This is a genomic window from Cognatundibacterium crateris (assembly GCF_010078235.1).
Classification (GTDB): Bacteria; Pseudomonadota; Gammaproteobacteria; order Burkholderiales; family Burkholderiaceae_D; genus Undibacterium; species Undibacterium crateris.
The window spans coordinates 499,670-513,957 of the sequence record NZ_JAABOS010000003.1 but is presented as its reverse complement, the minus strand read 5'-3'; the positions used below and the strand labels follow the sequence as shown (position 1 = coordinate 513,957).

General features: G+C 52.9%; 12 protein-coding genes. 2 read left to right on the top strand and 10 right to left on the bottom strand.

What is annotated here, in order from left to right:
• On the bottom strand, positions 1 to 1,023 hold the full coding sequence (locus EYB48_RS08265; RefSeq protein WP_162019846.1) for a phospholipase C/P1 nuclease family protein: 1,023 nt from the start codon (positions 1,021 to 1,023) through the stop codon (positions 1 to 3).
• Positions 1,024 to 1,742: 719 nt separating this feature from the next.
• On the opposite strand from EYB48_RS08265, the gene EYB48_RS08260 reads away from it, so the two are divergent.
• On the top strand, positions 1,743 to 2,987 hold the full coding sequence (locus EYB48_RS08260; RefSeq protein WP_162019845.1) for a nitronate monooxygenase: 1,245 nt from the start codon (positions 1,743 to 1,745) through the stop codon (positions 2,985 to 2,987).
• A gap of 79 nt (positions 2,988 to 3,066) precedes the next feature.
• Here EYB48_RS08260 and EYB48_RS08255 read toward each other — a convergent pair whose 3' ends face one another.
• The 8 genes from EYB48_RS08255 to EYB48_RS08220 form a co-directional block, all read right to left on the bottom strand.
• Positions 3,067 to 4,218, bottom strand: a complete 1,152-nt coding sequence (locus EYB48_RS08255; protein ID WP_162019844.1) for a ribosomal protein uL16 3-hydroxylase — start codon at positions 4,216 to 4,218, stop codon at positions 3,067 to 3,069.
• A 128-nt stretch (positions 4,219 to 4,346) separates the two neighbouring features.
• Positions 4,347 to 5,357: a DUF2804 domain-containing protein gene (locus tag EYB48_RS08250; protein WP_235934971.1), complete on the bottom strand. Its 1,011-nt coding sequence runs from the start codon at positions 5,355 to 5,357 to the stop codon at positions 4,347 to 4,349.
• 118 nt (positions 5,358 to 5,475) lie between these two features.
• On the bottom strand, positions 5,476 to 6,774 hold the full coding sequence (locus EYB48_RS08245) for a protoporphyrinogen/coproporphyrinogen oxidase (RefSeq protein ID WP_162019843.1): 1,299 nt from the start codon (positions 6,772 to 6,774) through the stop codon (positions 5,476 to 5,478).
• Between the two features lie 22 nt (positions 6,775 to 6,796).
• The gene (locus EYB48_RS08240) at positions 6,797 to 7,315 is read right to left on the bottom strand and encodes a thioesterase family protein (protein WP_235934970.1); all 519 of its coding nucleotides are present in this window, start codon (positions 7,313 to 7,315) and stop codon (positions 6,797 to 6,799) included.
• Positions 7,316 to 7,328: 13 nt separating this feature from the next.
• A complete protein-coding gene (locus tag EYB48_RS08235) occupies positions 7,329 to 8,105 on the bottom strand; it encodes an enoyl-CoA hydratase/isomerase family protein (RefSeq protein WP_162019841.1) in 777 nt (258 codons plus the stop codon).
• An 89-nt stretch (positions 8,106 to 8,194) separates the two neighbouring features.
• The gene (locus tag EYB48_RS08230) at positions 8,195 to 9,121 is read right to left on the bottom strand and encodes a diiron oxygenase (protein WP_162019840.1); all 927 of its coding nucleotides are present in this window, start codon (positions 9,119 to 9,121) and stop codon (positions 8,195 to 8,197) included.
• Between the two features lie 68 nt (positions 9,122 to 9,189).
• Positions 9,190 to 10,878: a long-chain-fatty-acid--CoA ligase gene (locus EYB48_RS08225; protein WP_162019839.1), complete on the bottom strand. Its 1,689-nt coding sequence runs from the start codon at positions 10,876 to 10,878 to the stop codon at positions 9,190 to 9,192.
• Complete coding sequence (locus EYB48_RS08220) at positions 10,875 to 11,372, bottom strand: winged helix-turn-helix transcriptional regulator (RefSeq protein ID WP_162019838.1); 498 nt, start codon at positions 11,370 to 11,372, stop codon at positions 10,875 to 10,877. The genes EYB48_RS08225 and EYB48_RS08220 overlap by 4 nt, the downstream gene beginning before the upstream one ends.
• A gap of 201 nt (positions 11,373 to 11,573) precedes the next feature.
• Here EYB48_RS08220 and EYB48_RS08215 point away from each other — a divergent pair, with 201 nt between their 5' ends.
• Positions 11,574 to 12,947: a 3'-5' exonuclease family protein gene (locus EYB48_RS08215; RefSeq protein ID WP_162019837.1), complete on the top strand. Its 1,374-nt coding sequence runs from the start codon at positions 11,574 to 11,576 to the stop codon at positions 12,945 to 12,947.
• 20 nt (positions 12,948 to 12,967) lie between these two features.
• Here the strand turns inward: EYB48_RS08215 and EYB48_RS08210 are convergent, their stop codons facing one another.
• Entirely contained in the window at positions 12,968 to 14,257 is a 1,290-nt protein-coding gene (locus EYB48_RS08210; protein WP_328823310.1) for an alkaline phosphatase family protein, read from the bottom strand.
• Between the last annotated feature and the right edge of the window lie 31 nt (positions 14,258 to 14,288).

Sequence of the window (14,288 nt, the reverse complement as noted above, 5' to 3'; positions counted from 1 at the left end):
TTAGTTCGCCAGACGTTCTGCCGCACGGTTGAGCACATGCACCATCATTGCAATCGCATGCGGTACCACTTTTTTAGCGACTTGTACCCGGTCATTCTGATCGGTCGATGACAATACGATGCCACCATTCTGATACGAGTAAGTACCGCCCTGCGTCAGCAAAGGACGAATGTCAGTCGCTGTTGCGCTCAGCGGTGTGAAGTCGGCCAGTGCAGCGTTAACCAATGCGCTGTCGTTCAGATTCTGGCTGTAGTAATAGTCATTAACCCATTGCTCCCAGCCCGAGTGATTACGGGCCGAAGTAGTCCAGGTATGGTGTGGTTGCAGCAAGTCAGTCGAGTGCATCACAAAACCCAGGCTTTGCAAGCTGGGCTTAGTCAGGAATTGCTGGAACCAGTACTGCGCCAGATTGTCGATAGGCTGAAACGGTGCAGTTTCAAAATCCGCATATTGCTGCGGTGTGGAGTAGCCGCCGTGGCGATAACGTGCTTCCGTGATGCCATAGCTATTGTATTTGCTGCTGTCGCCAAACCAGCCCTTGAGGCCGCCAGGACCATCATCCAGATAATCACCCACCAGCCAGGTGGCCGCCAGCTTATCGATATCACCCGCAACAGTCAGCTTGGCATAGTTATAGCCGCCAAACGGATTGCCATGCACATCGGCACCTGCAGTATGGTTTTGAAAATGCCAGTAAGACGTGTATTTCACGATGCTTTGTGCAGCGCCCCAGACCGGTGCCAGTACACAGCTGCCAGTGGTGGCGCCACACAAATAGGTGTCAGCAAAATCATCCACATCATAGGCACCCTGGCCCATGGCGGTGGCAAACTGATCCAGGGTAATACCTGCTTTGTTCAATCCGGCCTGCAATTTGGCAAAATTGGTTTTGCCCGGATTGTTTTTCATGAAGTTGACGGCATCAATAGCGATGCGTCTATGGGTTTCCTGCTGAAATGCTGAAGCTGGCAAACTGGCGCACAGAGCGAGCGTGAGCGCTGTCACTTTGAAGACTGATTTCATTGTTTTTCCTTGGATTCAAAACAAAAAACACAATCAAAAGAACGGACGCAATCCAATTCTCACAAAGTATGGCAGCAGAACCCCTGGCAACATCGCACCAGGATGATCAGGCAAACGCCATCACATCATGCAAACGGCCTTACGTCTGTCCTCAAATTATGCTGACGACGGGATCGCCGCGTCAGCACCATGGGTAAGACAGAGTCGCTATTGAACTGCGCTTCAGCTTCTGCCTCAATCCGAATCACTAGGGAGTCACATCTAAGTTTTTTCATACGCCTGACATAGTTTTCAGGCAGATTAGGCTGCAGCAGATTTTTTGCAGTGCAGGTAAAATCTGCGCAAAATCGCTTGATGGAAATCAAGTCAGCAGAAAAAAAATTTCTGCTATGGGATGCGTTTTCAGCTTAGTCGCCAGCATTTCTTTCATCCAGGCAAAGAAATTAAATTAGAGAAAACAGTCTAACTCTAGACAATTACATGTCTTCATCGCTTAGCTGTTCACAACATCGGAGATGATTATTTTTATGCAACTTTTTTTGTATCGATTCGACGTGCCGACTGCACAAAAAATAAGCAATCCCACCCGCTAAATTATTCACAATCACGTCGTAGGCTGGCATACAATCTGGGGCGCCGCCGCTCTGGCAGGCGGCTTCACCGGATGCGCGACCCCGTAACCAGGTGCGACTTTTGAGCTCAATGTGTCAAGGATAGCAATGAAACGAGTAGATGATTTCCGCCTGAAGCTAGGCAAAGATGAACTGGTTCCTATCATGATAGGTGGGATGGGCGTGGACATTTCCACTGCTGAACTGGCATTGGTCGCCGCACGCCTGGGTGGTATCGGACATATTTCTGATGCCATGGTGCATGATGTGTCAGACCGTCGTTTTGACACCAGCTATATCAAAGAAAAAACCCGCTTCTATAAGTACAACATCAATAACTCCGACAAAACGGAGATTAAATTCAACCTCGAGCATCTGGCCGAAGCAACCCGCCTGCATGTAGGGAAAACCATGGAAGCCAAACAAGGCTCAGGCATGATTTTCGTGAACTGCATGGAAAAGCTGACCATGAACGGCCCGCGTGAAACCCTGAAGGTCAGGCTGGAAGCCGCACTGGATGGAGGTATCGATGGCATCACCCTGAGTGCGGGTCTGCATCTGAGCTCCTTTGGTCTGATGGCTGATCATCCGCGCTTCCGTGAGGCCAAACTGGGCATCATCGTCTCTTCCTTGCGCGCGCTGCAGTTATTCCTGCGTAAAAATGCCAGACTCAACCGTCTGCCGGATTATGTGATCGTCGAAGGCCCGCTGGCTGGCGGCCATCTGGGCTTCGGTGATGACTGGGCAGAATTTGATCTGCAAACCATCATCACTGAAATTCATCAATGGCTGCAGGCTGAGCAGCTCGATATTCCGCTGATCGCTGCAGGCGGTATTTTCACCGGCAGCGATGCCGTCGCTTTCCTGGAAAACGGTGCAGCTGGCGTGCAGGTTGCAACCCGCTTTACCGTGACCAATGAATGCGGTTTACCCGCCGATGTGAAACAGGAATATTTCAAAGCCAGCGAACAGGATATCGAAGTTAATCATATTTCCCCGACTGGCTATCCTATGCGTATGCTGAAAAATACGCCGGCCATCGGCGACGGCGTGCGTCCGGGTTGTGAATCTTATGGCTATCTGCTCGATGGCAACGGCAATTGCGCCTACATTACTTCGTATAACCGCGAAGTTGCTGCCCATCCGGATGCGAAAAAAGTAGTGGTGATGGACAAGACCTGTCTGTGTACCCATATGCGTAACTTCAAATGCTGGACTTGTGGCCAAACCACTTATCGTCTGAAAGACACCACCCGTAAAAACCCGGATGGCAGCTATCAGTTACTGAGTGCGGAGCATGTATTCCGCGATTACCAATTCAGTACCGATAACCAGATCGCTTTACCTGGCTGATGTAAGTACGCAGGACTAAAGTTAAAAAAACGCCGCTGAGATATTATCCAGCGGCGTTTTTTCATGCTTAATTTTATGCTTAATCCGGCTCATCCAGGTACCAGTAACCTTGGTTCACCCATTGCAGCAGCGTAGTCAGGAACTGCGTCTGCTGTAGGGCCGAACCCAGATTCACGATTCCGATCACATCGTGATTACACAGTACGCGTACCGCCTCGCTGAGGGCTGCGCCGAAAGTATGGCGCTCACCATCGACGTAGCAAATGCCCTCGCTGATCTGTGGCTCCAGATAAAAGCAACGCAGGCCACCGGTACGGCGCAGTTGCTGCTCCTCTAAGGCGCACAGCAATTCATCCGCATCCAGTGGCGGCTCCATCGCTTGCAAATCCAGTTCGCTGCGCGTGGTCGACAGCAGGCTGCCAACTACATCCGCCATCAGCGCATCGTCATTGAGCACGCTTTGCATCTGCGCCCGTATCATGGCGAAATCGCTGCGATTGATATAACCCTGCTGCTGATGTGCCTCACGCCGCGGATCGCTGATCAGAGTCTTGCCGAGTTCGTGGTCGATCAGGTAATCCGCCAGGCCACTCAGCATGTCGCTGGCCGAGCGGCTGCGAAAGCCAACGGAAAAACTCATGGAACTGTCCAGACTCACGCCTTCATGTGGGAAACCGGGTGGGATATACAGAATATCACCCGCTTCGACCACAGCATCGATGATGGGCGCGAAAGGATCGGTATGCAGCAGCGCCGAATGCGCTGCGAACTGGCGATGCGCGCCACGATCGCCGACCCGCCAGTGGCGCCTGCCCGAGCCCTGGCAAATAAACACATCATATAAATCAATATGTGGCCCGACGCCGCCGCCGGGTGCGGCGAAGCTGATCATCACATCATCCAGTCGCCATTTGGGAATAAACGCAAAAGCCTGTACCAGCTCAGCCACATCCGGCGACCAGTGATCGACCGCCTGCACCACCAGTGTCCAGTCGCGCTCGCCCAAATGACTGTAATCCTGAAACGGGCCACGCTCGGCCTGCCACTCGCCGTTACGGCGACTGATCAGACGCGAGTCTATCTGCGCTTCACAGGCCAGCCCGGCCAGCTCATCCGGACTGATTAAATCACGAAAAGCCGGGAAACCCTGGCGTATCAGCACAGGCTTCTGCTGCCAGTATTCCGCCAGAAAACGGTCTAGAGAAAATTCACTTAGCTGTAAGGTCAACATGATGGCGCCGCCGTAGGAAAAACAGGAAGAAAACGCGGTTGTAACACGCCTGCTTTTTTCGCTATAGCGAACAGATCAAACTTTGTGCGGATAGTGGTGCTGGGGTCCTTACAGCAATGTCACCGACCCTACCAGCGCGAAAAATGATCCTCAGTCACGCCCACCAGCTGCGTCACAGACCGTGCCGGTGCAGAGGCATGCGCTTTGACCCAGCCATTGAAGCAGCCAATAGGCTGCACATAACGACTGGCTGCAATCAGCAGGTTCTTGTTTTCCTGGCGCAGACCTTCCGGCTGAAAATGTAAGTTCAGTAATCCGTCATCGGTAACAATATGCCAGCTATCCATCAGACGTTGAGGCTGATAATCAAAATGTGCCGCGCCCAGCTTGATGAGTTCGCCATCGAGCCACAAAGCATTTTCATTCTGCCCAAAATATCCGGCCTGTAAATTAAAGCCCAGACCCAGACTATGCGCCGAAGCCCAGCGCCAGGCGGTTTCCCGCCCCAGAAAGCCATTGCTGTGGTCGTAACTGCCAATTCCACCGGTCAAATCAAACTGGCGTCCGGCCACGCTAACGCTGCCTTGCAAACGCATACCTGCCGATTTCAAGGTCGCATGCACCGTGCCTCCCTCTGCCGTCCCAACCGCAAACAAGGGACGTGCGGCATCCTCGGCCAGCATGTACGCCTCTATCCGAAAATCACCACAAGCCAGCGAGAGCTGGTAATGATTACGCTCAGCCACATGCTGAAAATGGATGCGATTGCGCAGGAACTGAAAGTGACTGGCTGCACCTGCCGCAGGCTGAGGCCGTAAGCGCGCCGTCAATCCGGGCAAGCCGTCCTGGCTATAACTGGCAATGATCTTCCTGGCACGGCGGTCAAAGACATAGGCAAATGCAGTATTGGTCCAGCCCACATCCACAATCGCTATCCCACAAAAAATCTCGTCTGTCGCCAGCGCCGCGTAATTCCAGTGCTTGTGGTGCAGCGCCTGCCATACCGGGTGGCGGCGAAAAGGCTGGGCTAAGCCTGTCCAGTCTATGCGTTCCGGCGCTCCGGCATATTGTCCGAACCGCACCGCCGCTTTTTCATCGAGCACCGATGCAGGTGCCTCAGGCAAACTTGTGATCATCATCGATTGTGAGTGTAAAAAGAATTGCTGATTCCAGGGTCTGTTAACATTTAAATTGCGAGATGCGTAATTTAAATGTTAACAGGCCCCTGGCCAAACTGCACACCACAATTCCGTTTCACTACGAATTATTGCATTGCGCTTGCATACCAAAACAACGCTGCACCAGCGCGCGCGCCTGACGGGCACTGTGTTCTACCGTTTCGAAATTTAAAGCGGAGCCGACAAAATAGATGCGTCCCTGTCCTTGCAGACGATCTATCCGGGAAAAATAATCTGCACGTATCTCTGCCGCATCCACATGAGGAAAGTAATCCCATTCCTGACGTAATACGGTCTGCTTCAACACCCCGCCCTGCGCGCTCACATCGTTTTCCAGGTATTGCTCTAATTCCGCGACGGTTGATGTCCATGCTGCGGTTTGCCACCCCAGATAAACGGGAACAGCTGGATTCCGGTTTGCCCAGGCATTCATATGACCGATACCTGCCGCGTGTCCATTTTCCGGCAAAAACAGAAATTCCCCGGTTGTCAGCCCATCAGCCGCAAAGGCGCTGACGATATAGCGGGTACTCTTTAACTGGCTAAACAAACTGTGCTCTTCCTCCGTCAGCGGCATAAAATCTTTAAGTGTATGCAAGGGAGCCGCAATGATCAGTGCATCAAAACTATGCCGCTCCTGACCGTTGATGGTCAGTACAATGCGGCCTTCCGGATCGGATGTACGTTGCAGCGCTGTGACAGCAGCGCCAAGGTGAACCTGATGCTCGCTTGCCACTGCCTCCCATAATGACTGGAATCCGGTCGGGAACATATAGAAATCGCCTGCAACTAAGCCACCCTGTGCATCCGGCTTGAACAGCCAGGCAAGCAGCTTCATGTAATACAGCGCAGGTACTGTCTCGATATAGCCGTAACCAAATCCCACCAGCATGCTACGTGCCAGTTCTGCGACCGGCGTAAAGCCATATTTGTCAGCGAAACGATCTAAGCTCAGCAGCAAATCTTCATGCACGATGAGCGAGTTATCCTGAGACAGGTCAGCAAATTGCGTGAGTACAGCCGCATAGCAGCGTATCGCTTCCTGTATCTGCGCCAGCGGATAACGTAGCTGCAACCAGGACAGCGCGTCATGCCGCTGTCCCTGCGCGTCCAGATAGCGCTGCTGGGCCGGATAGGGCAGCAGCGGAATATTGAGCCGTCTGGCCAGTCCCAGTACCAGTTCACATTCAGCCGAAGCCAGAACAGCACCCAACTCGACCACACCCGCCGCGCTGCTCACGGAATGGACTTTGCCACCGACGCGCTGATTTTTTTCAAAGATGGTGATATGCCGGTAACCCAGTTGCCTGAGTGTGTCTGCTGCGGACAGACCAGAGGGCCCGGCACCGATAATCGCAATGGACATAGAATGATTCATAAGCTCACTTTGCTTGCAAAAATCAGGCGCGCAACAAACGATCTGCCTCTATCCACGCCGTGACAGAAGGAGGGAAGTCAGCCGACTCAGGATTAACGCCCAGGGTCTGGCACATTTCGCGGCTGCTGACGATACCATTTCGTCCCACGATGCCACCTTTGGTATGACCCAACGCCATCTGCTGACCATCTTTGATGAATTCAAAACGGATATAGGTCCAGCGCTCATCCCAGCACATGACTGCAAAACGTAACTGATACTGGCAAAATGGTTTCAGACCGCGCCGGAATGCGATCATCGAACCACCAAGCATAGGACGCCAGCCGTGCTGCAAGGCTGGCTTCATCAAGCCGGCACGTGTCATGTATTCGACTAAGGCCAGATCAATAATGGTCATGTAACGGCCATTGTTCATATGCCCGTTCACATCCAGGTCATTCGGCAAAACCGTCAACTGCATATCGATACTGTCACCGATGCGGATGGCGGGTTTCCAATGCGCTTTCAGCCAAACCCAAATCAAACGAAAATACAGATTCATCACCAGACTCCACTCAGACAGATGTGACATTCAGCGTGGTGCGCCGCATTTGACTGACAACACGGCGTAACACAGACTGTGTTTCCGGTAACATAAACGCATCCACAAATTCATCCAGTGGTAAGGCATCCATGTCCGCGAATACCTCACACAAATCACGGCGTGCAATGGCACGTGTCTCAGTAAATCCATGTGCTGGCATCAGCAGTAACTCTTGTAAACGCTCACGCGTGCTGGTGATCAGATTAGCGGGATGGACTAACTCATCAACCAGTCCCATTTCCAGTGCTTGCGCCGGTTCCAGCAAGCGGCCAAAAACCAATAGCCGTTCTGCATTGAGCGCACCAACCACGCGGCGTACTGCGTATTGAAAACAAGCGGGTAAGGCAACGCCCACCTGAACTTCGTTGAGCCCGATGCGCCATCCACCACGGGCCATCAGGCGGTAATCACAAAACACTGCGAGCAATGCACCCGCTGCCAGGCAATGTCCGCTAATCGCGGCAAAAATTGGTAAGCGCGAGCGCGCCATGTCAATCGCTAATAAAAAAACCTGTTCCCAATATGCACGCACCGTAGCGCGATCCGCATCAATCAGGCTGGCGATGTCAACCCCGGAAGAAAACATACCCGGCACGCCCGAGAGCATAACGCCGCGAAAGCCCGCATGTTCTGCCTCTGCCAATGCGCTACGCAAAGCTTTCAGCACCGTGACATCGATCAGGTTAAGCGGAGGACGGGAGATGCGTAATTCTATGATCTCGCTTCCGTGTTCAATCAGGTCTATCATGATGTATCCATTTCCGTATAAAGAGGACGGCAAAAACACTCCCTGACGTGTACAACGCCAAACTTGTCACTGCCAGGGAAGAGTAAGAATTACTTGATGATGTTGTACTTCAGGCACCACTCACGGACGTCGCGGAAACGTTGTTCATTGAGGCGCTGATTATTTGGAGAGAGACGGATTTCGCGTATCTTATCTGTGTCGCCAGGCTGGATAGGAAATGGAAAACTCGCATGCAGAGCGATTTCAGGCATGTAAGTGTATTCGTCCAGCAGAAAGCCATAACCTTTCTGGAAAAATTCACACATTTCTTCCAGTTCGCCTTCGGGTGCAGTTTCAAAATAATTTTCGCAAACTGTTTTGGCAAAAGCGATGTGACGTAATTCTTCCGTATGGTGTTCTCTGAACATTTTACGCGTCAGCGGATCGATGCCATCATGCTGAGTCTGGTAGATAGAATTCAGTTCGGCAAACCACTCGATCAGCAAATTCCAGCATATCCCGTAGACCGGATGTTTACCTGCCAGCTGCTGTTCGAACAGCGAGTAGTTGGGGATGTTTTCCGGATGACTCCACAGGCGCAAACCAGCTGCTTCCAGATAGCGACGGAACATCAGGGTATGCACGATTTCTTCGCGCGAAAACACCATCAGGTATTCACGTACATCATCGCTCATGCAGCCATGATATTTGTTCACATAGCCGACATACAGCTCAGGCAGTGTTTGCTCCAGCCAGATAAAATATGAGACATCACGTCCGGTTTCCAGCCACAACACTTCATTGCGCTGCGCTTCCGTCAAGCCATCCCAGTAGGGTGTGCCATAAATCCAGCTGGATTCAGGCAGCTTAGGCGGTTTAGAGAAATCGATGCCGGCTTCCCAATCGACGACTTTATCGAGAAACAGCAAATTCCGGTGTGAAGCATTAATTAAGGTTTTGACCGTCTTTCTGCTTCGTTCATCTAAAACAATCGGATCCACTGTCAACTCTGAGACAACTGCAGTACTGGCTTCCATCCTTGTAACTCCTTGAAGTAAATACGTGGGAAAACAATCGGTTAGTACAAATTTTTAAACAGTGTCACTCAAGCAGCGATGGGTGTATCGCGTAATTCACGGCGCAGGATTTTTCCCACATTGGTCTTGGGGAGGCTCTGGCGGAATTCTATGTATTTTGGTTTTTTGTAAGCGGTCAGCTGCTGTTTGCAGTAGTCCATGAGCTGATCCGTTGTCAGCGCAGGATTTTTCTTCACTACAAACAATTTCACTGCCTCACCCGAAACCGCATCGGGGACCCCGACGCATGCGCATTCGAGCACATCCGGATGGGCGGCAATGACGGCTTCGATTTCGTTTGGATACACATTGAAACCGGAAACCAGGATCATGTCCTTTTTACGGTCCACGATTTTGACGTAGCCGCGCTCATCCATGATGCCGACGTCACCTGACTTGAAATAGCCGCTGTCGGTCATGACTTTGGCAGTTTCATCCGGGCGGTTCCAATAGCCGATCATGACCTGCGGGCCCCGGATTGCAATTTCACCTGCCTGTCCGAATGGAACTGGCTCGCCTTCATCATTCAGGATTGCCACTTCGGTAGATGGGACGGGTAAGCCTATGGTGCCTGAGAAGCCATTCTGGTCGGGCGGGCACAAGGTAGCAGTAGGCGAAGTCTCAGACAGGCCATAGCCTTCCAGAATAGGGCTGCCGGTGACTTTGCACCAGCGGTCACTCACGACTTCCTGTACCGCCATCCCGCCACCCAGCGTAATACGCAGACCGGAAAAATCGAGTTTGGCAAACGCGGGCTGATTCAATAAGCCATTAAACAGCGTATTCACACCCGGGAAAAAATTGACGCGGTATTTCGCGAGTTCTTTTACAAAGCCCGGCATGTCACGCGGATTAGGAATCAAGACATTCATCGCGCCCCAACGCATGCCCATCAGCATGCAGGCATTCAATGCCAGGATGTGATACAGCGGCAAAGCGCAGACGGTGACCAGCGCGCCTTGCGCTGCTTCATGCCGCATAGTGGGACCTGCCCAGGCATCGTTTTGCAGCATGTTGGCGATCACATTCCTGTGCGTCAGCGTTGCACCTTTAGACAAGCCCGTCGTGCCGCCGGTGTACTGCAGGAAAGCGATATCGGTATGCGTGACCGCTACTTCTTGCAAACTCAGTTTTGCGCCCTGCGCCAGCGCCGTGCGGAAGCTGATGGAACCCGGCAAACTGAAGGCTGGTACCAGTTTCTTGACTTTACGCACCACCAGATTCATCAGCGCACCTTTGAGGCTGCCCATCATGTCACCGATGCTGGCAACGACGACGTGTTTAACGCTCGTTTGCTGCAGTACTTTTTCCAGGGTAATCGCAAAATTTTCCAGAATAAAAATGGCCTCAACACCGGCATCACGCAACTGATGTTCGAGTTCGCGTGGCGTGTATAAAGGATTGACATTCACCACGGTACAACCGGCACGCAGGATAGCGGTGACAGCGACCGGATATTGCAGCACATTGGGCATCATCACCGCGACTCTGGCGCCTTTTGCCAGTCCGCGTTGCTGCAGCCAGGCTGCCAGATGGCGCGAACAGGCATCCAGTTCGCTGTAACGCATCTCTTTGTCCATACAGACATAGGCTGGACGCGCTGCGTATTTGCTGAAGGACTCATCAAATAAATGATTGAGCGAACTGTATTGTGCCGGGTCTATGGTCTCAGGTACCCCTGCCGGGTAGGATTTGAGCCAGTGTTTTTCTGTTGTCATTTCATCGTCTCCATTCTCATCCGCATCAAAATGTGCGTTTTTTCATCGGCGCCCGGACCGGCAACCGTATCGAGCTGATCGGGTCGCAATTCGCGCCCGTCATCAGCGATGATGCCTACACCGCTGATTGCTTTTCCTGTATCGCTGGCCACGATCGTCATTCTTGGCCCCTGAGGATGGGGCACCCACTGTTCACCCCAAACTGACATAGCCGCCAGAATCGGGTACAAAGACTGGCCTTTAGCGGTCAGGTGATAGTGCACCACCCGCCCGTCATCCTCCGCCTGCTGGCGCGACAGAATGCCATTTGCCACCAGTTGGCTCAGGCGCTGGGACAAAATATTGGTGCTGATTCCAAGATGACTCTGAAAATCCTGGAACTGGCTCATACCGCAAAACGCATTGCGTAAAATCAGTAAAGACCACCACTCCCCAACCTGCTCCAATGTCTGGGCGATAGGGCAATTCATGTCTGCGAATGAACCTTTACTCATGTAGCAACTTTCTTAACAAAGTTATAAATTGACTGTAATAAAAAACACTTTTGTTACGCAAGTGATATTTTAGGATAGCAGCTCTAATCCTGCTGCACTTGTTTTTTTATCGGGCCACAGCGCAGGTAGATTTCACAGGAGAAAGCCACGTGCAGGCTAACGCGATACAATGACGCCACATCTTGAACACTGAGTCCCATCTTGAGCAAATTAGCAACACCTCTGGCATTTGTGGATCTGGAAACCACAGGCACGATCGCCACCCGTGACCGGATTACCGAAATCGCCATCATCCGTTTTGACGGTGAGCACATAGAACGCTGGTCACAACTGATCAACCCGGAAACCCAGATACCGCCCTTCGTCGAACAACTGACTGGCATCAGCAATGCCATGGTGGCGGATCAGCCGCTGTTCGCCGAGCTGGCACCGCAGATTCTGGCGCAGCTGCAAGGCCATATGCTGGTGGCGCACAATGCGCGCTTTGATTACGGTTTTTTGAAAAACGAATTCCGCCGTCTGGAGATGTCTTACCGCGCACCGGTGCTGTGTACGCTCAAGCTGTCGCGCAAGCTGTTCCCGCAATTCGTCAAACACAATCTCGACAGCATCATAGAAAGACATCAGATCGTGGTCGGCGAGCGGCATCGTGCCATGACCGATGCCGATGCACTGCTGCAGTTCTGGCAGGCGCTGCATCAGGTGCCGGGCGAAGCCGCCTTGCTGGCAGCGGTGAAAGAGCTGAGTTCACGCCCGGCGCTGCCGCCACATCTGGATGCCGATATCGTCGACCAGTTACCTAAGGGGTATGGTGTCTATCTGTTCTATGGAGAAAACCGGCTGCCTATCTACGTCGGCAAGAGCAATACCTTGCGCCAGCGCGTGTTATCGCATTTCTCAGCTGATCATGCACTGGCTAAGGAAATGAATATCTCCCAACAGGTGAGAGATATCGAATGGATAGAATGCGCGGGTGAAATCGATGCGCTGATTACCGAAGCGCGCCTGATCAAGGAAAAACAGCCTACCCTGAATCGCCAGTTACGCAGGAATAGCGAATTCTGCTCATGGCGCCTCAGCGATCTGGGCAGCGGCCTGCTGCAACCGCAACTGGTGTATGGCCGCGATCTGGACCTCGGCAGGCAGGAGCAGTTGTATGGCTTGTTTAAAAGCGGTGCCAGTGCACGTGAATTTTTACTGCAAGCCGTCAAACAATATCAATTGTGTGCGGCCACGCTGGGACTGGAAAAAGGCGGCAATGGCAAGCCCTGTTTTGCGCGTCAGCTCAAGCAATGTAAAGGCGCTTGTGTTGGTCAGGAAAGCGCCTTACAACATAATCTGCGTCTGATCGAAGCGCTGGCCGAGATGAAGCTCAAGGCCTGGCCATTTGCCGGACCTGCCTTGCTGCAGGAAGCCGGGGTCTATCATGTGATCGAGGCCTGGTGCTATCTGGGTCGCGCCGAGACGCTGGCCCAGGTGCCGGACTTGCTGGCATCCGGCAAGCCACGCTTTGATCGCGACACCTACCGGATACTGGTGAAATACCTGAACCGCATGCAAGCCTACAGCGTCTGAACGCCGCAGGCCGTAGCGGATTACTTCAAAATGCCTTGCGTGACTTCCGGCTTACCGTCAGAAGCCAGCGCAGGGACCTGTATCAGGCGCATCAGCAAAGGATAGACATCCACATTATCCAGACTTTGCAAACGCGCCGACGGGCGGAATGCCGGGCCGTTGGCGATGAACAGCGCAGCCATCTCCGGTGCCAGATTGTCATAGCCATGCGCGCCGCCATTGCTGCGGTTCTTAGGATTCTGGTCGCCGAAAATCAGCCAGCCGGTTTCAGCCAGACACAGATAGGATGGAACCCGTGCATTCCGGCCAAATTCAAAGCGCGCCGGGATCTGGGCTTTTTTCCAGCACTGCATATGGGCATGCGGTTTTAGCAAAGCGGCTTCCAGTTCTGCCTCTTTACCAGGTACCGCTTCAAATGCAGCATAGGTGCCGCTATTGACCATACGGAAGCTGGCAGCTGGTACCAGCTGATCGAGCACGATAGTGCGTTGTGCGCTGGTCGCAGCCATGCCATGATCAGATACGATCACCAGATTGGCTTCGATCTGACGTGCCTTCAGCCCTGCGACCAGACGTGCCAGCGCGCGGTCCACGTGTGCTACCGCCTCAGTCACCATCTGGCTGTCTGGCCCATCATCATGACCGGCATGATCGACATCATCAAAATACAAAGTCAGCATGGAAGGCCGCTCTGCAGCCGGTTTATCTAACCAGCCCAACAAGGTATCGACGCGCTGATCCGGCGTGACCTTGCCATCAAACATACGCCATTCGCCGGGACGCACGCCATGTATTGCTGCTTCCGAACCAGGCCAGAACATGGTGGCGCTGCGCACGCCATTTTTTTCTGCCGTGACCCAGACCGGCTCAGCCTGATCCCACCAGCGGCGATCAGTCACTGCATCACGGTTACTCAGCGTAAATTTCACGCCGGGGATCGCCGCATCCACCATGGTGTTACCGACGATGCCGTGATGATCCGGGCGTAAGCCTGTCACCAGGGTGTAGTGATTCGGGAAAGTAATCGAAGGAAATGACGGCCGCATCACATCCGCCAGCACACCCTGGCTGGCCAGCGCATTGAGCGTAGGCGAAACGCCACGTTTGAGGTAATCAGGACGGAAACCATCGATAGACACCAGAATCACCGGTGCGGCTAAAGGCGCGCGATAGCTGATTGTCGCAGGCGCAGCTGCTGCCGTATTGGTCGCAGACGGGCTTGGTAACTGGGTGCAGGCGCTCAGTAAAGTAAGTAAAGGCGCAATGAAAAGCGCCGGGGCAAAGCGCAGTCGGGGTAAAGAATTCAGCACGTATTTTCCTGACAATAAAAATCGAAATGAG

Bases quoted from the DNA above. Each gene is read 5' to 3' on its own strand.
- EYB48_RS08255 (WP_162019844.1), bottom strand. From the start codon at position 4,218: ATGTTGACCTTACAGCTAAGTGAATTTTCTCTAGACCGTTTTCTGGCG.
- EYB48_RS08265 (WP_162019846.1), bottom strand. From the start codon at position 1,023: ATGAAATCAGTCTTCAAAGTGACAGCGCTCACGCTCGCTCTGTGCGCC.
- EYB48_RS08230 (WP_162019840.1), bottom strand. From the start codon at position 9,121: ATGGAAGCCAGTACTGCAGTTGTCTCAGAGTTGACAGTGGATCCGATT.
- EYB48_RS08250 (WP_235934971.1), bottom strand. From the start codon at position 5,357: ATGATGATCACAAGTTTGCCTGAGGCACCTGCATCGGTGCTCGATGAA.
- EYB48_RS08245 (WP_162019843.1), bottom strand. From the start codon at position 6,774: ATGAATCATTCTATGTCCATTGCGATTATCGGTGCCGGGCCCTCTGGT.
- EYB48_RS08240 (WP_235934970.1), bottom strand. From the start codon at position 7,315: ATGAATCTGTATTTTCGTTTGATTTGGGTTTGGCTGAAAGCGCATTGG.
- EYB48_RS08225 (WP_162019839.1), bottom strand. From the start codon at position 10,878: ATGACAACAGAAAAACACTGGCTCAAATCCTACCCGGCAGGGGTACCT.
- EYB48_RS08220 (WP_162019838.1), bottom strand. From the start codon at position 11,372: ATGAGTAAAGGTTCATTCGCAGACATGAATTGCCCTATCGCCCAGACA.
- EYB48_RS08235 (WP_162019841.1), bottom strand. From the start codon at position 8,105: ATGATAGACCTGATTGAACACGGAAGCGAGATCATAGAATTACGCATC.
- EYB48_RS08260 (WP_162019845.1), top strand. From the start codon at position 1,743: ATGAAACGAGTAGATGATTTCCGCCTGAAGCTAGGCAAAGATGAACTG.